Source organism: Chitinophaga niabensis (assembly GCF_900129465.1).
Taxonomy (GTDB): domain Bacteria; phylum Bacteroidota; class Bacteroidia; order Chitinophagales; family Chitinophagaceae; genus Chitinophaga; species Chitinophaga niabensis.
Genome location: NZ_FSRA01000002.1, coordinates 240,797 through 262,310, shown reverse-complemented (window position 1 = coordinate 262,310; position 21,514 = coordinate 240,797). Strand labels below are relative to the sequence as shown.

The 21,514-nt window shown below is 45.9% G+C and carries 15 protein-coding genes; 8 read left to right on the top strand and 7 right to left on the bottom strand.

Translation table 11 applies throughout. The annotated features are described in order from the left end of the window. The first annotated feature begins 7 nt into the window (after positions 1 to 7). Entirely contained in the window at positions 8 to 907 is a 900-nt protein-coding gene (locus BUR42_RS17940; RefSeq protein ID WP_074240815.1) for a metallophosphoesterase family protein, read from the top strand. Between the two features lie 16 nt (positions 908 to 923). Continuing rightward, complete coding sequence (locus BUR42_RS17935; RefSeq protein WP_074240814.1) at positions 924 to 2,177, top strand: alkaline phosphatase family protein; 1,254 nt, start codon at positions 924 to 926, stop codon at positions 2,175 to 2,177. Between the two features lie 57 nt (positions 2,178 to 2,234). On the opposite strand, the gene BUR42_RS17930 is transcribed toward BUR42_RS17935, so the two are convergent. The 3 genes from BUR42_RS17930 to BUR42_RS17920 all read right to left on the bottom strand — a co-directional run bounded on the left by BUR42_RS17930 (position 2,235) and on the right by BUR42_RS17920 (position 7,408). Beyond that, a complete protein-coding gene (locus BUR42_RS17930; protein ID WP_074240813.1) occupies positions 2,235 to 3,956 on the bottom strand; it encodes an ATP-binding response regulator in 1,722 nt (573 codons plus the stop codon). A gap of 120 nt (positions 3,957 to 4,076) precedes the next feature. Beyond that, positions 4,077 to 6,317, bottom strand: a complete 2,241-nt coding sequence (locus tag BUR42_RS17925) for a CocE/NonD family hydrolase (RefSeq protein ID WP_159442300.1) — start codon at positions 6,315 to 6,317, stop codon at positions 4,077 to 4,079. An 89-nt stretch (positions 6,318 to 6,406) separates the two neighbouring features. Beyond that, on the bottom strand, positions 6,407 to 7,408 hold the full coding sequence (locus tag BUR42_RS17920) for an AraC family transcriptional regulator (protein ID WP_074240811.1): 1,002 nt from the start codon (positions 7,406 to 7,408) through the stop codon (positions 6,407 to 6,409). Positions 7,409 to 7,522: 114 nt separating this feature from the next. Here BUR42_RS17920 and BUR42_RS17915 point away from each other — a divergent pair, with 114 nt between their 5' ends. Next, complete coding sequence (locus tag BUR42_RS17915; protein ID WP_074240810.1) at positions 7,523 to 7,915, top strand: nuclear transport factor 2 family protein; 393 nt, start codon at positions 7,523 to 7,525, stop codon at positions 7,913 to 7,915. On the opposite strand, the gene BUR42_RS17910 is transcribed toward BUR42_RS17915, so the two are convergent. After that, complete coding sequence (locus BUR42_RS17910) at positions 7,904 to 10,540, bottom strand: T9SS type B sorting domain-containing protein (RefSeq protein ID WP_074240809.1); 2,637 nt, start codon at positions 10,538 to 10,540, stop codon at positions 7,904 to 7,906. The two genes, BUR42_RS17915 and BUR42_RS17910, sit on opposite strands and share 12 nt — an antisense overlap. A gap of 225 nt (positions 10,541 to 10,765) precedes the next feature. On the opposite strand from BUR42_RS17910, the gene BUR42_RS17905 reads away from it, so the two are divergent. Continuing rightward, entirely contained in the window at positions 10,766 to 12,271 is a 1,506-nt protein-coding gene (locus BUR42_RS17905) for a sulfatase (protein ID WP_074240808.1), read from the top strand. Between the two features lie 93 nt (positions 12,272 to 12,364). On the opposite strand, the gene BUR42_RS17900 is transcribed toward BUR42_RS17905, so the two are convergent. Beyond that, entirely contained in the window at positions 12,365 to 14,065 is a 1,701-nt protein-coding gene (locus tag BUR42_RS17900) for a PAS domain-containing sensor histidine kinase (protein ID WP_074240807.1), read from the bottom strand. Between the two features lie 13 nt (positions 14,066 to 14,078). Beyond that, a complete protein-coding gene (locus BUR42_RS17895; RefSeq protein WP_074240806.1) occupies positions 14,079 to 14,474 on the bottom strand; it encodes a response regulator in 396 nt (131 codons plus the stop codon). Positions 14,475 to 14,698: 224 nt separating this feature from the next. Here BUR42_RS17895 and BUR42_RS17890 point away from each other — a divergent pair, with 224 nt between their 5' ends. Next, complete coding sequence (locus tag BUR42_RS17890; RefSeq protein WP_074240805.1) at positions 14,699 to 16,213, top strand: sulfatase family protein; 1,515 nt, start codon at positions 14,699 to 14,701, stop codon at positions 16,211 to 16,213. Positions 16,214 to 16,267: 54 nt separating this feature from the next. Here BUR42_RS17890 and BUR42_RS17885 read toward each other — a convergent pair whose 3' ends face one another. Continuing rightward, on the bottom strand, positions 16,268 to 17,218 hold the full coding sequence (locus tag BUR42_RS17885; RefSeq protein ID WP_074240804.1) for an aldo/keto reductase: 951 nt from the start codon (positions 17,216 to 17,218) through the stop codon (positions 16,268 to 16,270). Positions 17,219 to 17,280: 62 nt separating this feature from the next. On the opposite strand from BUR42_RS17885, the gene BUR42_RS17880 reads away from it, so the two are divergent. From BUR42_RS17880 to BUR42_RS29375, 3 genes are all read left to right on the top strand, one after another. Then, complete coding sequence (locus BUR42_RS17880) at positions 17,281 to 18,417, top strand: porin (RefSeq protein ID WP_074240803.1); 1,137 nt, start codon at positions 17,281 to 17,283, stop codon at positions 18,415 to 18,417. An 86-nt stretch (positions 18,418 to 18,503) separates the two neighbouring features. Continuing rightward, positions 18,504 to 19,472 carry a glycosyl hydrolase family 18 protein gene (locus tag BUR42_RS17875; RefSeq protein ID WP_074240802.1) on the top strand — a complete coding sequence of 323 codons (969 nt, stop codon included), beginning with the start codon at positions 18,504 to 18,506 and terminating at the stop codon, positions 19,470 to 19,472. An 86-nt stretch (positions 19,473 to 19,558) separates the two neighbouring features. Then, entirely contained in the window at positions 19,559 to 21,493 is a 1,935-nt protein-coding gene (locus BUR42_RS29375; RefSeq protein ID WP_084185683.1) for a PAS domain-containing sensor histidine kinase, read from the top strand. Positions 21,494 to 21,514: the final 21 nt, after the last annotated feature.

Below are 21,514 nucleotides of genomic sequence, written 5' to 3'. Positions count from 1 at the left end.
ATAAACAATGAATAGAAGAGATCTTATTAAGAAGAGCAGCCTGCTGTTAGCCGCCTCCGCATTGGGTGGTAACGCAGTGGCTGCTCTTCAGCCTGAAAAGGGGAAAAAGGCGGTACTCACGGTAGCGCATATTACGGATGTACATTTACCGGCAGATCCCATTGTTGCGTCCCGCTTTAAAAAATGCCTGGATGCCGTGAAAGCACACAAAGTGGATTTTTTCCTGAATGGGGGAGATTCCATTATGGATGCTTCTTATAACGATGTGGTACGGGAAAAGGTAACCAGCCAATGGGCAGCATGGGATGATTGTATGGGCGTACTGAAAGATTACGAGGTGCATAGCTGTATCGGCAACCATGATAACTGGTGGGCTGCACCTTCCAAAGAAGACGAGATGTATGGAAAGGATTACGTCGTAAAAAGGCTGAAGATCCCACACCGGTACTATAGCTTTTCAAAGAATGGCTGGCACTTTATTATCCTGGACGGGAATAACGATAAGATCTCCCTGGATGAAACACAGTACAAATGGCTGCAGGATGACCTGGAGAAATTAGCACCCAATACCCCGGTATTGCTCATGAGCCACTTCCCCGTATTTGGTGCCACGCCGGTATTGGAAGGCGGTAATCATTCAGATAATAAGAAACTGAAAGACCTTTTTTACAAACACAAGGATAAAGTGAAGATCATGCTCAGCGGGCATAATCATCTTTTCGACAAAACGCTCTATAATGATGTTTGGTATTGCTGCAACGGAGCCATGAGCGGTTTCTGGTGGGGCAAGGGAGATAAGGATTCCATCGGGGAAGGTTATTATAAAGAAACACCTCCGGGTTTTGCTATCCTCAAATTATATGCAGACGGATCTGTGGAGAATAATTATTATCCGCATTCTTTTTAAAACATTAAACTTGTGTATGAAAAAGTGGTTCGCAGCCCTATTGTTTTTAACAGCCAGTGCAGGCGTTTCTGCACAAGCCCGCAAGGCCGTGTTTATAATAGTAGACGGTATTTCTGCCGATGTTATTGAAGCATTGAACACACCCAACCTGCAACGTATTGCCAAAGATGGTAAATACATGCGCGCATTCGTTGGGGGAGAAAAAGGCGGGTACTCCCAAACACCCACCATCTCTGCAGTAGGTTATAACAGTGTATTAACCGGCACCTGGGTGAACAAACACAATGTATGGGACAATGATATCGCAGCGCCGAATTACAATTACCAGAACATCTTCCGCATCTTTAAAGAGAAATACCCGCAACGGAAAACCGCTATCTTCAGCAGCTGGCTGGATAACCGTACCAAACTGGTAGCAGAAGGTATGCCGGAAGCAGGTAATATCACCCTTGATTATAAGTTCGACGGGTATGAGCTGGATACTGTAAAATTCCCGCATGATAAAGGCAGGGACTTTATGGAAAGGATAGACGCGCATGTTGCAGACGAAGCAGCTAACTGCATCCGTAAAAATGCACCAGACCTTTCCTGGGTGTACCTTGAGTATACAGACGATATGGGGCATATGTACGGAGATAGCCCGCAGTTTACCAGGGGCATTCAGAAGATGGATGAAAAGGTAGGTAAGATCTATGATGCTATCCAATACCGTCAGAAACAGTTTAAGGAAAACTGGCTGATCATCATTACAACGGACCATGGCCGTGACGAGAAAACAGGTAAACATCATGGCGGGCAATCTGTACGTCAGCGTTCCAGCTGGATCCTCACCAATCAGCCGCAGGTAAATAACTATGCTAAATATTATTATCCCGGTGTAGTTGATATTATGCCTACCGTAGCCCGTTTCCTGCAATTGCCGCTGCCCCTGGCCGTTGGCCGTGAATCAGATGGTATTTCCCTGATCGGCAAAGTATCTGTAGCTAACCCAACGGTACTAAAGATCCAGGATAAACTGGACGTTACCTGGAAAGCCCTGGATGAACAGGGTACGGTGAAAGTATGGCTGGCAAGCACCAATAACTATAAAACAGGAGGAGAAGATACCTATAAACTGATCGGAGAAGTACCGGTTGGGAAGGAACGTATCAGCATCCCGGTAGGAGATGTGCCCTCCGATATTTATAAAGTAGTGCTGGAAGGAAAGGAGAACACCATCAACAGGTGGTGGGTGGAAGAAAAGAAGAATGAGGCCGCATCAAAAAAATGATCCTTAAAGTGGTATAAATGATAAAAGGGGGTGTGTCATATTTTGATGCATCCCCTTTTATTTATGCAGATGCCGTTCCAATATGAGTGGCAGGGTAGCCAATACAATAGGTTTGATCACATAATCATTGGCACCTGCTTTCATGAACACATCCATGGCTTCTGTAAATGCGTCCCCTGAAGCAATGACCACTGGTATATGCAGCAGGGCAGGATCTTCTTTCAAGCGCTGCAGGGTTTCTCTCCCGTTCATTTTAGGCATGTGAGAATCGAGCAGGATCAGGTCCGGTGTTTGCTGCCGGGCAGCAGCAAGACCTTCGAGGCCGTTATTGGCTGTAATCACGTTCACGCCTAAACCCGACAGGTAATTTTTGAGCAGGGCCTGGCTCATTTTGTCGTCTTCTATTACCAGTATTGTTTTATTGTCGAAACGGATCTGCAGAGGATCTTCTTTAGCGGAAAGGATTGTAGCCCGCCTGAAATCAGAGAGGGGAAGGGATAAGGTAAAAGTAGTACTGATACCCTGCACACATTCTACCGTGATATTTCCGTTCAACAGTATGGCAAAATGTTTTGAAATATATAAGCCCAGCCCGGTACCTTCAATAAAACTGCTTTTCTCCGTTACAAAAGGTTCAAAGATCTTTTCCAGTTTATCCTTTTCAATACCGCCTCCCTGGTCTGTAATACTAACAAACCAGCTCTTTTCCTTTACACCGGTATGGATCGTGATCGTGCTGTTATGGCGGGTGAATTTAATGGCATTCGTCAGCAGGTTATTGATGATCTGCGAAAGTTTGGTTTCATCCGTAAAGATGTTGTTGGGCAGCGCCTCATCAAATTTCTGTTCTATGTGTACACCTTTTGTATTGGCCACATACTCATAAATGTTGGCGGTATTGCGGATGGTGGTACGGATATAGATCTCTTTGCGTTTCACTTCATCCAGGTGGCCGGATTCAATGCGGGATAGTTCAAGGATATTATTGATGATGTCTTTTATATTAAAGCTCGCTACATACAGATCGTCTACCAGCTTCGGTAATGTTTCAGGATTGGCTGCTTTCTTCAGGTCCATGCGCATTAACTGCACGATCCCGAAAATGGCATTGAGGGGATTACGGATCTCATGGCTTGTTTCCTGCAGGAACACTTTTCTTGATTTGTTAGACCTTACGAGTTCTTCTTTTTGTTCCTCGAGGGCTTTCATGAGTACATTCCTGTCTTCTTTATAAAAACGGATCACGAGGGTATTCATGGTAAGGATGAACAGGATGCATAACCAGCGTAATATGAAAGTAGTGGTATGCGCAAAAGTAATAGGTTCAACCAGCTCTGTATAATAGAAAAATTCTGTGGTGATCAGGCCTCCTGCTATGGCAATTAAACAGATGGTCCTTTCCGGGCCTTTTTCATATAACAGGTAAGTTGCATTCACCAGGAACAGCAATATCAGGATAGCTTCCACGGCAGTGCCTAACAGGATGCCGAAATACACAAAGCCCATGGCCTGCAATACCATCATGGAAATACCAGCGGTTTGAGAGCGGCGTTTTTTATTCAACCAGATGATACCTATAAAACCAGCTGTTTCTATCATAGCCGGGATGATGATCTGTAGTTTCCTGTTCAGGAAAAAGAACACGATCCCCATAATGAATGCCAGTACAGCAGTCACCAGACTGAGGGAGTTAATAATGCGTATCCAGCGCTGTTTCCTTTCGTCCTGGTCTGCAGTACCTGAATGGATGAGGTAAGCTATAGGAGGATATAGTTTCAATAGACGTATATTTTGGTGTACTACGGGGCGCGACTCTTATTATTAATATACGTAAAAATAGGAAATCGGGTTATGCTCTCAAAAAGAGAATGTTATACGCAAACATGTATGTGTGCCTTCTTAGTCGGTAATGGGAAGTTTGATGCTGCTGGGATGATCTTTATCTGTGATAATAGTGGCTTCAATAAACCGTGGTGACCGGGTAGATTCCTGTGCCACAATTCCGCCAAACCCGTAATTCTTTTCTATGGAGGGGCTGTTGGAGCTGCCAAATTCCATACGGACCCTGCTGCCTTTCCGGATCTTTTTCAGATAGATGTAAGCATTGTTGAAGGCTAGTTTTTCTATACTGTTCAGGGGCATCAGTTTGGGTTGATCTCCGCCGAAACGATAACGGCAGCGGATAGCTGAGGTGCCCAGGTATACCCGCATATTATCTTTTGTTATCTCATAGAAATTAATAGAGAAATCGGCATCCGGTACGTTCAGTCGGATGTAAAGTTCTGCGCTGATCCGGTCTGCCAGTTGAATATCACGTGCCAGTGGTTCTGTTTCAAAAAGGATGGTGTGCGGGAAATAGCTGCTACGCTGATCTTTCCTGTCTGCCAGTATACTTTGATAAGCTTTACCGGAATCCAGCAGGGAAGTAATGTCGTGCCGGTAAGTGAGGATTTGTTGGGTATCCGGTATTTGTGCCAGTAGTTTTTTAGTATTGGTGAGGTAGAACCTTAGGCTGTCTTTTGTAAGATCTGCAAAAGAGGTAGTGCCTTTCCATTGGCCGGTACCGGTAGCAAAATAAGTGATCTTGTTCTTCATCCAGGATGGTTTAGCCGCACCCTTCAGGATCCAGTTGAACCAGGAGATCATATATCTGTAGGGCGCTATCTGTGCTTCTTTCTCAATGGTCCTTGCGGACTGCATGGGATTGGCCATCCATTGGGAACCGGCATGGTCAAAAGGGCCAATAAGCAGTTGATGGTTTTGCTGTGCAGCTGCTCCTCCATAACGGTGATGGTTATTATAATAGAACATGGCGCCATTCTGATCATCGTCATAATAACCTGTTATGGTGAGGATGGGGAGGTCCAGTGTGGCGTAATCTTCTTCATTAGGCATAATACCCTGCCAGTAATCATCATAGTCAGGATGTGATACCCATTTACGAAAGAAAGGATTGGGCAGGCCCGCGAGAGAATCAAATTGTGCGAATGGAACATGATGGCGGTACATCTCCATTTCTTTTGCATACCAGAAATTTTCGTCCATGAACTTCGGGCCGTTATTTTCTGTGCCGCTTACAAACTCTGCCCAGCGTAGCATATATGGTGTGAACATATTGGCATTACGGGGAAAGTCAACACCAAACCCTACGGCTACCGCAGGATTCACTGCTTTAAGGGCAGGATGGCGGTATTCTTTACGAATGCTTTGCCATTGTGCAAATCCAAGATAAGAGCCGCCTGTGGTACCTACTTTTCCATTACACCAGCGTTGCTGGCTCACCCATTCTATGATATCGTAATAATCCTGCGCATCTTTTTCATAAGGGAAGTTTTCTCCTTCGGAAGTACGCCTGCCACGATTATCTACATACACATAATTATAGCCATGCAGTGCCCAGATATTTCCTCTTTCTGCTTCTCTTCCATAAGGATAAGGACTGAGACTGATAATAGCAGGTTGTCTTTCCATCGCATCTGCATCCTGGAAAATGAAAGCATTCAGATGTACACCATCACGCATGGGAATACGGGCCACTATTTTTTTAAATTGGGTCGGTTCCAGCTGGTGTAAAGTTTCCTGGAGAACAGGATGGTTTTTATCCAGGAAGTCCTGGATGGCCTGGTATTGCAACAGCTCTGTTACGTTACTGAAGTTGAGGTCCTGTTTGTATTGCTGTGCCATTTCCAGGCAGAGGAAAATATTATGGCGGAGCAGGCTGGCATATTCCGGCTGGCAACTTCCTTTCAGGCTGCTGATCACATCCGGCCTGAAATCTTTCTGCACAGTTTTGATGCGTTCCTCCAGTATTTCTTTTTCTTTACCCGGCCAGGCTGCCAGCTCCTGCAACAGGTTAAGGGCAGATAATGATCTGACACCTTTCGGCCATTGCGGAAATTTTTTTAAAGATTGTTGTGCTTCTGCATAACGGTGTTTAACAAGGGATGCACTGAGGGGGAGACTTATAAGATAATTTTTGGCCTGGCAGAATGCAAATATGCTGTCTGCCAGGCGGTTTAATTCTTCCCGGATTGCGGCAGTATCCCTGATGTTTAAGTTTGGGCTGAGGCGGAAGGAGCTTTGGGCATAAGTGGCGGTTGCCAGCAGGAGGCAGCCGCATATAAGGGTCAGGATACGCATATAAGCCAGGTTTGTATCCAAATATAACAAAAAAGCGGAGGCTGACAGTTCCTGCGGATACACAGCCTGTTCCGACCTATCAATAACCATTAATTGTGCTGATAACTACCCGGTGTGTCTCCTGTCCACCTTTTAAAAGCACGTGTAAATGCACTTAATTCATTATACCCCAGCATATACGAAACCTCTTTCAGCGGGTAGTTGCCGGAAGCCATGTAATGCATGGCGAGGGACTTGCGCACGGCATCTGCAATGTCCTGGTATTTCACACCTTCTTCTTTTAATTTACGTTGCAGGCTGCGGGGGCTGATATTAAAATTCGCTGCCATCTGCTCCAGTGAAATAATGCCGAGGTAGGCATTGGTGAGCAGGTAATTGTAGATCCTTGCCTGTAACGATTGTGTGCCTGCTGCCTGTTCCGGTAAGGCCTGTACTTTTTTCAATAACAGGCTTTGCAGTTCATAATTTGCGGAGAGGATAGGTTCATCCCAGTATTTTTTATCGAACTCCAGAGCATATTCACCAGTTCGTTTTACAGGCCTGCAACGCAGTACCCTTTCATATTCTGCGATGTTGGATACCACATAAGGATAACGTACAGCTTTGGGCTGGATCTTTTGCAGCAGCAGCCCATCCAGTTCATGAACGGTGAAGACCATAAAAAAATCCATCAGCTGCAGGAATGAAAAAGAAGGTGTTGCATCCGTGAGTGAAATATAATTGATGGTGAATGTTTTGCCGGGAGATGTTACTTCCATCCTGAAAAGGTCTGTAACAAGATGTGAAAGTGCTGCGGCGTGTGTGATGGCTTCTCCTACTGTGCCGCTGCTTTTGATGATCTCTCCCACCATACCCAGTGCAGCTATTTGCAGGGATTCTCCAAAGTGCAGGCCAAAGAGGGGATCATTGGTAAGCTGCCCTGCATTGGTCCATAGATTATTCATCTGCGTGGCACTAAGCGTTTCTCCTGATGGTTTCTTTAATTCTTCCAGCTGAATACCTGCCAGTTTGCATAGTTGCTGCGGTTGCACATCCCTTTGCGCAGCATATGCCAGCAGGCTCAATGCCATTCTTTTCTGTTGGTCTTCCATATGTTAAAGTTATTGCAAAAAGGGCTTGTCGCGAAATGGTAATTGTTTGTCGTGTGAAGATAAGTACCATGGAAGTGTACCGGCCTAGCTTTGTGTTATCAAAAAATTAAAAACATGGAAACGATCGTCAAAGAATTTTTAGCTGCTGTACAACAAGTGAACCTTGAAAAGATAGGCAGCCTCCTTCATCCGGAAGTAAAATGGAATGTGCCGGGTAATAATCGTTTTTCCGGTTTGAAACATTCTGCTGCAGAAGTGTTTCAAATGGTAGGAGGAATGTTTGAAGCTTCGCAGGATACATTTGCACTGGCTGAGATCAAAGCCGTAGCAGTGTTGGGAAATAAAGTAGCCTGCCTGTTACGTTTTAAAGCAGAAAAGGATGGCTTAAGGCTGGATACGGATAATATAGACGTATATACGGTAGAGAATGGGCAGATAGTAGCTGTGGAAGCATTTGCTACAGATCTTGCAGCGGAGGATGCATTCTGGGGACCTTTACCGCAATAAGGTGGCAGTACCGGTGAGGAAGAAATCCAAACCGAGATAATCCACTGCTTTTACCTGCCATACATATACTCCGGAGGTTTGCATCCTTCCGTTGATGCGGCCATCCCATCCTTTGCCACTTTGTGTACCACGGTATACAAGTTCTCCCCAGCGGGTATACACCATAAAGTATTCGATGTTCCTGATGCCTGCTGCAATGGGGCGCAGCTGATCATTCACACCGTCTCCGTTTGGCGTGAAGGCAGTAGGAACAAAAACCTGCGGCATGGTATTGTATACTTTCACATTCATGAAAGCGGAATCCGCACATCCGGCAATATCCTGTACCAGCACTTTATAACGTAATCCTGTTACGGGTCTGTTGTATAATGCCAGCGGGTTGGGAATAGTGGTAGAAGATAATCCTGTTGCGGGAGACCAGGTATACTGCACGCCGCCTGAAGCATTTAATTGTAATGGCTGGCCTAATACAACTGCGGTATCCCTTCCTGCAAATGCATTGATCTTAGGCAACACGGTTACTACTACTGTATCTTTTCCGGGTTTAGGACAACCTTTTGTATCAAATGCCGAGAAAACATAGGCAGCCGTTAATTTAGGCTTTACAGTAGGATCAAGGGAAAGGGGAACGCCGCCGGCATCTGTAGTTTGCCAGGTATAAAAAGTTCCGTCTGTCAATGCATGTAATTGCGCAAAGGTATCAAAACAGATGACCGTATCTGCTCCTGCAAATGCGCGCGGATAAGGTACTGTGGATACCAGCATCTGATCAGTGGCCGTACAGCCACTGATCGTTGCTGTAACACTATACATGGTATTATTGGTAGTTGTGGCCAAAGGGTTTTTGAGCGTGGCATCATTCAGGTTCTGTGCAGGCGTCCAGGTGTAACGCAGGCCATTGGATTGTGGCCTTAACACAATAGGATCACCCTGGCAGATCACCGTGTCTGCCGGTAAACTTAAACTCACACGGTCCACCGTACGGATCATCACAGAATCACGATTCAGGCAACCGTCCTGATCAAGGTCTACATAATATTTTGTATCCCTGACAGGGCTTACCCTTGGTATAGGTGTATTGGCACCCGTCATATTAGTGGTGGGCGACCAGGTGAAAATACCCGTGCCGGTAGCCTGTAATTGCAATTGATCAGGCGGGCAGATAAGTGTATCGCGGAAAGAAAGTGCGATGGGAGGTTTGTCCAGGATCTCCATCGGATCATAGAGCGTATCCTTGCAACCTACAGTATTATGCACAATGAGGCGTACATTCTTGAGGCCATTGGTAGGATAAGTATAAGAAGGATTTCGATCATTGGAGAAGTCCGTTTGCGCGGAGGGCTCTCCAAAATCCCAATCCCAGAAATTAGTAATGCCATACCTGGAAGTGGTTTGGTCCGTGAAGAGAACAGGTTTGTTGATGCAGGCGCCGGCTGCAGAAAAACGGGGTTCAAATCCGGGGTATACATATACCTGTGCATCTGTAGAATCAGGACATTGAAAACCCCTGTTGGTAGCCAGCTTGATGGTATAGGTACCAGGCACGGGAAATGTGTAGTCTGCAATATTATTGTTAGAGTTGTAAACCACCGTACCTGCGCTGTTCTTAAATTCCCAGAACCAGGACACGATCAGCGGGCTGGTAGATTGATTGGCAACACTTAGCTGCTGGCTATTGCCGCATAACATGTATTCCGGTAAAAGCGATGCTGCGGCTACCGTACAACCGGTAATATTTATCTGCAGGTCTTTCCGTTGCGTAGCAATGGCTACACCATTACGTATTTCCTGCACGCATACTGTTACCACATAGATACCCACACCCGGTGCAATACCTGTGATCAAACCGGTATTGGGATTAATGGAAACCCGATTGCCTAAAGGGCTGCCACCACTAAAGCCATCGCCATAAGGTACTGAGTAATAAGGCGGGGGTACAGGGGGCTGGCTGTTATTGCCTCCAATGGGTCCGCCACCTCCGCCACCACCACCTCCTCCACCAGAGTAACCGGCAGTAAGGTAAGCTTCGCAGAAGAAGTAACGTAACCGGTCTCCGTCTCCATCCGTAGCCGCAAAACTATAGGAGAAAGAGTTCTCTGCACAGATGGTCACCAGGTCGTCTCCCACGAATTTAGCGCTGTGATTATTGGCAAAGGCACTACCCGGAATTTCACAGGTGTAAGTAGCCCCGATCCTGCCATAACCAAAGGAGAGATTGTTGATGCCATCCACACGATTGGTAACCTGCGAAGTGAGGATATAACCATCCGGCGAAGCAGGTAAGGAAATATTAAATACCCAGGTACCCACATAATAACAGATGAACGGCGGACGGGTAATACAGGGATCATTACTGGTAGTACTGATCTGTTCTTCACCGGTGAGCTGTTCCTGCCGGTCTTGTATGCGCTCGCCTGTTGCCCGGTTAAAAATGCCTATGTAGGTAGGATTGGCGAACTGCCGGTTGGCCGTTCCGCAACTCCTGAACTGTTTTAAGGTAACGGTGTAATTGTAAAGATTGCCGGACATACCGGTGAATGTATAATACATCTCCCCGCCGGTAATGTGGTCGGCTTTCAGGGTGAGCGATGCTCCCAAAAAGAAAAGCAACAGGATGTGCCTCATGCAGATGTATTTGAGCCAGGGATATTACGTAATTACCCTCGTTGCGGTTGCTCTGGCAGCATAGTTAGGTCAGATGTTCTATTGTAAATGTATGATTCCTTCACATATGCTGGTAGCACCCATAAAAGAATATAATACATACTTTTTATGTGTAATGTGATTCAGATTGCTTACTAGCAGATAGGGATAAATTTTCTATATTGTGTAATTGTAAACATTGTTCGTATGATAAGCAAAAAAGGGATTTTAAGCCTGTTGGTGCTGTTCCTAAGCCCGCAGGTAAAGGCCCAGGACCCTCCCAATATTGTTATGTTCCTGGTAGACGACATGGGCTGGCAGGATACCAGTGAACCTTTCTGGACGCAACTAACGGAGCTGAATAAACGTTATCGTACACCCAATATGGAACGGTTGGCAAAACGGGGGATGAAGTTCACTAATGCTTATGCCACACCCGTTTGCACACCCACACGTGTAAGCCTGATGACGGGTATGAATGTTACGAGGCACAAGGTCAGTAACTGGACGAATTATGAAAAGGATCAACGCTCTGATTATCCTGACAGTACCATTATGCAGAAAGACTGGAACTGGAATGGCCTGAGCGCTGTGCCTGGTATCCCGCATACAATATATGCCACTCCTTTACCGGCCGTTTTACAAAAGGCTGGTTATTATACCATTCATTGCGGGAAAGCGCACTATGCATCTAATGGTACACCGGGTGCAGATCCTTTGCAGGTAGGTTACGATGTGAATATTGCCGGCCATGCAGCAGGGCATCCTGCGAGCTATTTACCGGAGAAACAATATGGTGCGGCGAATAAGTCTCACGGTGTTCCGGGGCTGGAGGAGTTTTATAATACGGATGTGTTCCTGACGGAAGCGCTCACCCGGAAAGCATTGGCTGCGCTGGATAAAACACGTAAACCTTTCTTCCTGTACATGGCGCAGTATGCCGTGCATGTTCCATTGGAAGCAGATAAACGGTTTTACCAGTATTACATAGATAAAGGGCTGGAGCCGGCGGAAGCGAAATATGCTTCGCTGATAGAAGGAATGGATAAAAGCCTGGGTGATATCATGAACTACCTGGATGAAAAACAGTTAACGGAAAATACGATCATCCTGTTCATGTCGGATAATGGAGGGTTAAGTCTTGCCCCGCCGCGTATGAAACCTGCGCATACGCAAAACCTTCCGTTGAAAGCAGGAAAAGGGTCTGTGCATGAAGGAGGTATCCGGGAGCCGATGATCGTTAGCTGGCCTGCTGTGATCAAAGCGGGCAGTGTAACAGGAACACCGGTGATCATTGAAGATTTCTTTCCTACGCTGCTGGAAATAGCGCATGCTTCAAAGGCGCGGCTGGTGCAGAAAACAGATGGGAGAAGTTTTTTACCGGTGTTGAAAGATGCAAATGTTAAACAGGCAGAACGTGTTTTAGTATGGCATTATCCGCATCGCTGGATACCAAATGAAGGCCCCGGCCTGCATTACTTTTCCGCTCTCCGGAAAGGTAACTGGAAGCTGATCTATGATCAGCGAAATGAAAAGTTATCGCTGTATGATCTGAAAACAGATATCGGGGAAATGCATGATCTGGCGGCGGAGCAACCAGCGATGGTGAAAGTGCTGGCGAAGGAACTCACGGCATATATGAAAGAAAGGAAAGTGGTGATGCCCGTGCATACTTTGACCGGGAAGCCGGTGGCCTGGCCGGATGCGTTGTAGTTGCAGGGATGCTTTGCAGAAAAAATAGCTACAGGTATTTTATGCGGAAAAGCAGCTGTAAGTATTTTTTACAAAAAAAACACCCCTGCTTCCCTACAGCTGCAATTGCTTCAAAGGAAGAATGATCGTAAACGTTGCACCCTCTCCATTTTCAGAATGAGCGGTGATACTGCCATGATGGTTCAGTACTATTTTTTTACAAAGTGCAAGACCAATACCTGTTCCTGCATATTGCTGTTTGGTATGCAGGCGTTGAAAGATAGTGAAGATCTGCTCTGCATATTGCTGGTCAAATCCAATACCATTGTCCTTGAATTCAAGCAGGCAGTAGGAGAGAGAAGGATTTAACCCTTCCGGTAAGGTTTGGGTACCCGTATCTAACAAAGTAGCAGAAATAGTTATCTCCGGCGCTTCACTTATATTAAACTTCAGGGCATTACCGAGCAGGTTGCTGAAGAGCTGATTGATCTGCAACGGGTTCGCTTCTATGACGGGGAGCTGTTGTATACTGATCTTTACATTCTTTTCGCGGATGGTCAGTTCAAAATCATCCACCACCTGCCAGATCGCTGCATGCAGATCTACCTTTGTAAAGATCTGGTCCGGTGTGATCAAACGGGAATAATGCAGCACGTCCTTGATCAGTTTCCTCATACGGGTAGAAGAGGCGGTGATCTTATCCAGGTAACCTTTTGATTTAGAGGAAATAGAACCCAGGCTTGCTTCCAGCATTTCCGTGAAGGTCCTGATCTTGCGCAAAGGTTCCTGCAGATCGTGACTGGTGATATAAGCAAACTGTTCCAGCTCTGCATTGCTGCGTTGCAGGCTGAAGTTGGCGCTTTTTATTTCAGCAGTTCTTTCATGCACTCTTTTTTCCAGCAATTCTTCGCTGGCACGTAATGCATGTTCTGCTTCTTTCAGGCTGGTGATGTCTATTAATACGTTCATGGCCCCGGTAACATTTCCTTCGTGATCATAGATAGGTTCCGGGTGTGAGATCACATGTTTCATTTTCCCATCCGGCTGTTGTATCAGCATTTCCAGGCTGATCTGCCGGTTTTCGCGGAGGGCTTTGGCCATGGGGCCGTTCTCATGCATAATGGCTGTTCCGTCTGTTAAGAACATCTTGTGTGCACCATTCCATTTATCTTTCCCGATACGCGGTTCCCTGCCCCATAATTCTGCAGCTGCTTTATTGTAGAGGTTAATGAAGCCATTTATATCAATAGTGAAAATGGCAACAGGTAAACTTTCTATCAGCTGGCGGTACCTTGATTCGGCTATTTCTATCTGGATCCCGGCCTTTCTTTTTTCTGTTGTTTCGTGGCAAACCACCAGGATGCCGCCTACTTTCCCCGTTTCATCTTTCACGGGGCTGTAGCTGAAGGTCCAGTAAACCTCTTCCAGTTCTCCATTGCGGTAAATGGGTACCAGCAGATCTTCATTCCAGGTAGATCCGCCAGCCCATACCTGGTCTATCTGTGGTTTAATGATGTGCCATATTTCGGGCCAGCATTCTTCTCCCTTTTGCCCTACGGCAAGCGGATGTTTTCCTTCTTTTCCCAGGCTGGGGCGGTAAGCGTCGTTATAGAACTGGATCATATCTTTTCCCCACCAGAGGAACATGGGGAAGCGGGAATTCAATACGATACTCAGGGCGGTACGTAAACTTTGCGGCCATTGGTCTGGTGTGCCAATGGAAGTAGCGGCCCAGTTATAGGAACGGATCAACGCTCCTAATTCGCCACCCCCTTCCATGAATTTGAAAGGAGCTTGCGTTGGAGTTGATGCCATGATATCAGATACTTTAACGGGTAGCAGGAAATAATAGGCCATGTAACAGGCCTACCAGTTCTGAGAATTTCTCCGGTTTTGTGATAAAATCGTGTGCCCCTAATTGTTTTGCCTCTTCAATTGTTTTGATGTCCGAAGCGGTAGAGAAAATAATAACGGGTACATCTTTTGCCTTATGTGCTGCTTTTACTTCCCGAAGGAACTGGATGCCGTTCATTACGGGCATATTAAGATCAAGGAAGATCAGGTCCGGCAGTGCTTCCGAATCATTTAACTGCATAATGCCTTCATAGCCATTGGGTGCAATCTTACAAGCAATCGCATTATCGATGAACGCAAGAGCGGAAGTGAAGATCTCCTGATCATCAATATCATCATCAATCAGTAGTATGGTGGGTGTGTTTAACATAAATCAGGTCATTCAATCGCCAAGTGAAACTACAATTTTAAAATCAGAAAAGTTCAATTCGCGAAACATTACGAAATAAATATATGTCTATAAGGGCTTTTATTGAGGATAACGCATTACTGTTAATTTAAACAAAAAACCGGAGAAAAAATAGCCTGCGGCAGTTTTAGCTGAATAAATAATTTTTTAGCCGTAAGATTGCAATGCTCTTAAATATTCACCGAATGAAAAAGTTACTCTTTATGACGCTGGTTGCCCTCAACAGCCAGTACCTGTTTGCACAGAAAAAACCAAATGTGATCATTATTTATGCAGACGATCTGGGGTATGGAGACCTGGGTTGTTACGGCGCTACAAAAGTACGGACCCCGAACATTGACCGGTTGGCCAAAGAGGGACTGCGTTTCACCAATGGGCACACCACTTCTGCCACCTGCACACCTTCCCGGTTTGCACTGTTGACCGGTAAATATCCCTGGCGGAAAGCGGGAACAGGTGTTTTACCCGGCAATGCCGTTATGATCATTCCAACAGATAAACCCTCCCTCGCCACTGTGATGAAAAAAGGCGGCTACCAGACCGCACTGGTGGGAAAATGGCACCTGGGCCTGGGAGACGGAAATGAAATTGACTGGAACGGTTCCATTAAGCCAGGCCCCAATGAAGTGGGTTTTGATTATTCCTTTTGTTTTCCTGCCACGGCAGACCGGGTACCGACTGTTTTTGTAGAAAATCATACCGTGCTTGGGCTGGATAAGAATGACCCGATAGAAGTGAATTATCAACAAAAAGTGGGAAATGATCCTACGGGCAAGGAGCATCCTGAATTACTGAAAATGAAATCCTCCCCGGACCATGGGCACGACAATACAATTGTGAATGGTATCGGCCGGATCGGTTATATGAAAGGAGGTAACAAAGCCCGCTGGACGGATGAGGAACTGGCGTATGCATTTACGGAAAGAGCAGAACGGTTTATTGAAGAGAACCGGCAAAAACCTTTCTTCCTTTATTTTGCGCTGAGCGACATTCACGTTCCCCGTATGCCGGCTACTGTATTCAAAGGTAAGAGCGGCCTGGGTTACAGGGGAGATGCTATTTTGCAGATGGATTGGACGGTAGGCCGGATCACACAAAAATTGCGAGACCTTGGAATAGATAAAAATACCCTGATCATTTTCTCCAGCGATAATGGCCCTGTGCTGGATGATGGTTACCAGGATGAAGCGGTGACCTTGCAAAATGGTCATCAGCCTGCGGGCCCATTGCGGGGAGGTAAGTACAGTGCTTTTGAAGGAGGTACCCGTGTGCCATGGATCGTTTCCTGGCCGGGTGTGGTGAAAGCAGGTCAAACTTCAGATGCGCTGATGTGCCAGGTAGACCTGTTTGCTTCTTTTGCAAAATTAACAGGGCAGGCACTCGGTGAAGATGATGCACCGGATAGTTTCAATATGCTGGACGCTTTATTGGGACGTACACCCAAAGGACGTTCCTGGTTAGTGTTACAGGGAGGATCATTGTCTTTAGTACAGGGGAACTTTAAATACATTACACCATCCAAAGGAAAGAAGTTGATGGAACTGGTGAATATTGAACCGGGGAATGATGAAATGCCGCAGTTGTATGACCTGGGGAAAGATATCGGGGAGAAGGATAATATTGCTGCGCAGTACCCGGAAAAGGTGAAAGAGATGGCTGCAGAATTGCAGCGGTTGAAAACTGCGGCGAAAACGCGGTAGCTTTTTCAAAATAATAAAGCGGTCAGATGCTGTATCCATCTGACCGCTTTTATTTTAGTAAGCACTCACTGTATTCAGCAGGTCCAAAGCTTTTGCATCCAGTTTTACGGAGGCTGCTGCTATAAGATCATCAAACTGCGCCATACTGCTGGCGCTGGCAATAGGTGCTGTAATGCCCGGTTGCGCCATCACCCATGCGATGGCTATAGTGCCGGGTTTGCTGTTGTATTCTGCGGCCACTTCATCCAGCGCTTTCAGTACCTTAAATCCTTTTTCATTCAGGTAGCGGGCCACATATTTGGTGCGGCTGCTGCCTTCCAGGTCTTTTTCGTTACGGTATTTACCGGTCAGGAAACCACTGGCGAGCGCAAAGTAGGGGATCACGCCGATGTTGTGTTCTTTTACAAAAGGAGCATATTGTGTTTCATATTTTTCCCTTTCCATCAGGTTGTATTCCGGCTGCAGGGATTGATAGGCAGGGAAACCTTTCTGTTTACTGATGCTGAGGGATTCAGCCAGTCGCTCCACCGTCATGTTGGAAGTACCGATGGCACGTACCTTTCCTGACCTTACTATTTCTGCGTATGCTTCGAGTGTTTCTTCTATGGGTGTTTCCGGATCATCGTAGTGTGTCTGGTACAGATCGATATGATCTGTTTGCAGGCGTGTAAGAGAATCTTCAATGGATTGAAGGATGTATGCTTTTTTCAGACCTTTCTTTTCTTCGCTGAACTTACCCCCCACTTTGGTGGCAATGACCACTTTATCCCGCTTGCCGGTTTGCTTCAGCCATTTGCCGATCACTCTCTCAGAATCTCCGCCGGTATTGCCAGGTATCCAAGCCGTATAATTATCAGACGTATCAATTCCATTGAACCCTGCATCCGTGAATGCATCGAGTAAACGGAAGGAGGTTGGTTCATCAGCCGTCCATCCAAAAACATTACCGCCAAAAACGAGTGGCGCTATCTGGATACCTGTACCACCCAATGTTCTCTTTTCCATGTTTGTTGATTTAATTCTAAGTACAAAAGAACAAAATTTACACCGGATTTGTTTTTTGCTGTATGAAGCCGCTATTACTTTTGCTCGCCATTGCCTGCTCTTTGCCTGCCTACGCGCAGCAGGTAGATGAAACCTCCCTTTCAGCAGCAGATACCATCACTAACTTTTCCGCTTATAAACGTTCCCTGAGCTTTGCCGGTGTATTGCAAACACGGTACGTGGCTTCCCTTACCCGGCATGTGGATGTGAACGGTAAACACTATGACCCCGCTGCTGATAAAGGCACCCATAATTCTTTTCTTGTAAAACGTGCGCGGATCATGGTAAAGGCAAATATCAATGATCACTTCTCTGCCAATATCCTGGCTAACTTTGCAGACTTCTCCGGCAATCCTGCCAACAAAGTACTGGAGAATGCTTTTATCAAATATTCGCTGAACAAACATTTTAATGTACAAGCCGGGCAGTTCCGGCCTTTTATGGGTATAGAGGATATTATGCCGGTAGACATCATCCGCACGGTGGATTTCTCCAACCAGTATTATGCTTTTGGAAAGAACGGCTGGCAGAGCTTCCAGGTGGGGCTTTCTGTTTTTGGGGATATCAATGCACAAGGTAATGTAAGGTATTATGCAGGCGTATATAACGGGAATAACAGGAATGAAAGTACAGACGATGATGATACCAAGAACCTGTATGCCCGTATAGAAGCTTCACCGGTGAATGATCTCACGGTAGGTGTGAATGCAGGCACCGGCAGCCTGGGGAGAAGTGCTATCGGGAATGCGTATGGTATTGATGCCTCCACACGGATCAGTTTGTCGCGGAAATGGAAACTGCTGCTGATGGGAGAATATAAATCAGGCACTAATTTCATTGCCTATAATGCGGATACCTTAAACCCTAAGCCGGCTATCAGCCAATACAGGATGAAGGGGTTTTATTTCTTTCCCACTTTACGGTATGAGTATCACCGGCCGCGTGTAAGGGCCATGGAGCTTTCCGCACGGTATGAATATTTTGATGAAAACAGTAATCCCCGGCAGACCATTGTTCCCAACGTCTCCTTTATCTTCGCGGATAATTTCTATGCAGCATTGCAAATGGGCGTTACTATCGACCTGTTCAAAAAAGACATTCCTCTTACCACTAACTATTCCCGTAACCTGGTATACGTACAATTGCAGATAAGAATCTGAGACATCTATTTGGAATTGAAAAAGAGAAGGATTATTTTTATCCTGCTCTCTTAACCTCTTTAGTTCATGTTTAATTCTTTCAATCTATGAAGAGGTTTAAATTTCTTTCCTGTTTTCTGTTGTTAGCTGTTATTTTATTATCCTGTACCAAAAAGAAAGCCGAAGCACAGGCACCGAAATTCCGTGTGCTGGGCTATCTGCACAGCAATAATAACTGGCATACCGCTATTGAAACGATTGATCTTGCTAAGATCACTGATCTGAACCTGGCCTTTTTTAACCCGGATGCAGCTGGTAATTTCTCCGTAAATGAAAATGTACGCAAAGCTATTGATAAGGCGCACAGTCAACAGGTGCGTGTTTTCTTTTCCATTGGCGGAGGTGGGGCGCCTGCACATATCGGCGAACTTTTAAAGGATGATAAACGTGCGATGCTGATCTCTAAACTGGTAGCATTGGCAGAAACCTTTAATTTCGACGGGGTGGATGTAGATCTCGAAAATGATCTGATCAATGCACAGTATGCCACTTTTATCAGTGAACTGGCTGCTGCGCTGAAGCCAAAGAAAAAACTGATGACAGCTGCGCTGGCCTCCTGGAATTCCAATAAGATCAATGATGTTACGCTGCAACAGTTCGATTTCATCAACATCATGTCCTACGACAAAACGGGGCCCTGGAACCCTTCCCGTCCCGGTCCGCACTCTCCCGTTTCCATGGCGGTTGCAGACTTCAATTATTATCACAGCACCCGGGGCATTCCTGCGGAGCGTTTACTGGTGGGGCTTCCATTTTATGGATATGGTTTTGGTGCCAATGCACCGGAGAGTATGCATTACAGTGAGATCATTGCGCAATACCCCGGTGCAGAAAATTCAGACAGTGTGCGTGTGAATGGTGGAGGGAAGATCTATTATAATGGGATCTCCTCTATCCGGGAGAAAGTAGTTTTTGCGAAGCAGCAAAAGGCCGGGGGTGTAATGATATGGGAATTGAAACAGGATGCACAGGGAGAGAAGTCTTTGCTGGGGGTGATCCAGGGAGCCGGGAAATAAACGAGTGGCATACCCTTTGATCAACCATTAAGAGAAAGGAGGCTTCCACTACGTTGTAGCAGCCGAATATTTCTTAATTTCTGCATATGGATCCGGAATCGAATAATGTCCCTTTAGATACCATGGTGGCCGATACAGAGAACATTCCAGCACAGTTTCTTGAACTTTTGCCGGTGGGGGTTTGTGTTTGCGATGCCCAGGGTATTATTAAAAAGTATAATAGCCAGGCTACCAGTTTGTGGGGAAGAATACCACAATCTGGGGAACGGTTTTGCGGTGCCCATATGTTTTACTACCCGGATGGCAAATACCTGCCCCATGAGGAAACCCCCATGGCAGCGTGCCTCATGGATGGATTACCAAGAAAAGACTGGGACCTGGTAATGGAAAGGCCTGGGGGACAAAGGGTTATGGTCAGGATCAATATAGCCCCTATTGTAGATAAGCAGGGGGCCGTTAAAGGCATGGTGAATTCTTACCAGGAAATGCCCTGGAAAGAAGAATTACAGGATTACGTGGAGAATGCCGCCATTGGTTTGCATTGGGTGGACGCCAACGGCATCATCCTGTGGGCCAACCAGGCTGAACTGGACCTGCTGGGTTATGAAAAAGAAGAATATATCGGTCATCATATTTCAGAGTTCCATGAGAGCAGGGAAGTGATCAATGATATACTGGAGCGGTTGACGAGGAATGAAACATTACATATGTATGAAGCGCAGCTTCGTCGTAAGGATGGAGGGATAAAAACGGTGCATATTCATTCCAATGTTTTCAGGGTGAACGGGGAGTTTATCCATACCCGTTGTTTTACGGTAGATATTACTGCTTTGCGGGAAAGCGAAAAAATGTACCGGTCTATAGCTGAGACAGGGTCTGATGAAAAAGCGATGGACCTGAAAAGGAGTGAAGAGCAATATCATAAGATGATCGAGGAAGTGGACGATTATGCGATCCTGCTGATGGATAAGTCTGGCATTATTCAGAACTGGAACCGCGGTGCTGAAAAAATAAAAGGATATAAAGATTTTGAAATAATCGGGAAGAGCTTTCAATTGTTCTATTTACCGGAAGACAGGGAAAGTGGCCTGCCGCAGAAACTGATCAATGAAGCCCACAGAACAGGAAAGGCAGTACAGGAAGGATGGCGGATAAGAAAGGATGGCACCCGTTTCTGGGGAAGCATTGTGATCACGGCCTTGCATGATGCGGATAATAATGTGATCGGCTTCTCCAAAGTAACCCGTGACCTCACAGATAAGAAACGTGCGGAAGACAGGATCAACCAATATGCAAAAGAACTCGAATTCCAGAACAGGGAGTTAGAACAGTTTGCTTATATCGCCGCGCATGATATGAAGGAACCTTTAAGGAAGATCCAGTTCTATAGCGATTATATTTATGAACATTCCGGGCAGTTACCGGAGAAAATGAAAGATTATCTTGGAAGGTCTATACAGGCCGCGGCCCGCATGAAGAGCCTGATAGAAGATCTGCTCAGTTACTCTAAAGCTTCCTCCATTTCCCAGAACCAGGAGGCAGTAGACCTCAATGAGCTTGTGAAGGAAGTGATTGCTGCCAACCGGGAAACCATCGAAAATAATGATGCAGTGATAGAAGTGGGTACACTGCCCGTCGTGCAAGTCGTTCCTTTTCAATTTTCACAATTGTTTGATAACCTCCTCAATAATTCATTAAAATACCGCCATCCTGATCGTGCCCCGCATATTAAGATCAGCGCGGAGAAATTGACTTCAGTACCTTTCCCTGCATCTGAGCAGAAAAACGCCTGCTTCCATAAGATATCCTTTGAAGATAACGGGATCGGCTTCGATCCTTCTTACGGGGTAAAAATATTTGATCTCTTTCAACGGCTGCATACCCAGTCTGATTACAGCGGCTCGGGTGTAGGGCTGGCTATCTGCAAAAAGATCATCCAGAACCACCAGGGCTTTATCCAGGCCAAAGGCCAGTTAAATGAAGGTGCCGTGTTTGAAGTGTATATTCCTTGTATAGCTTAGTAATAATTGCTATTTTAAGGG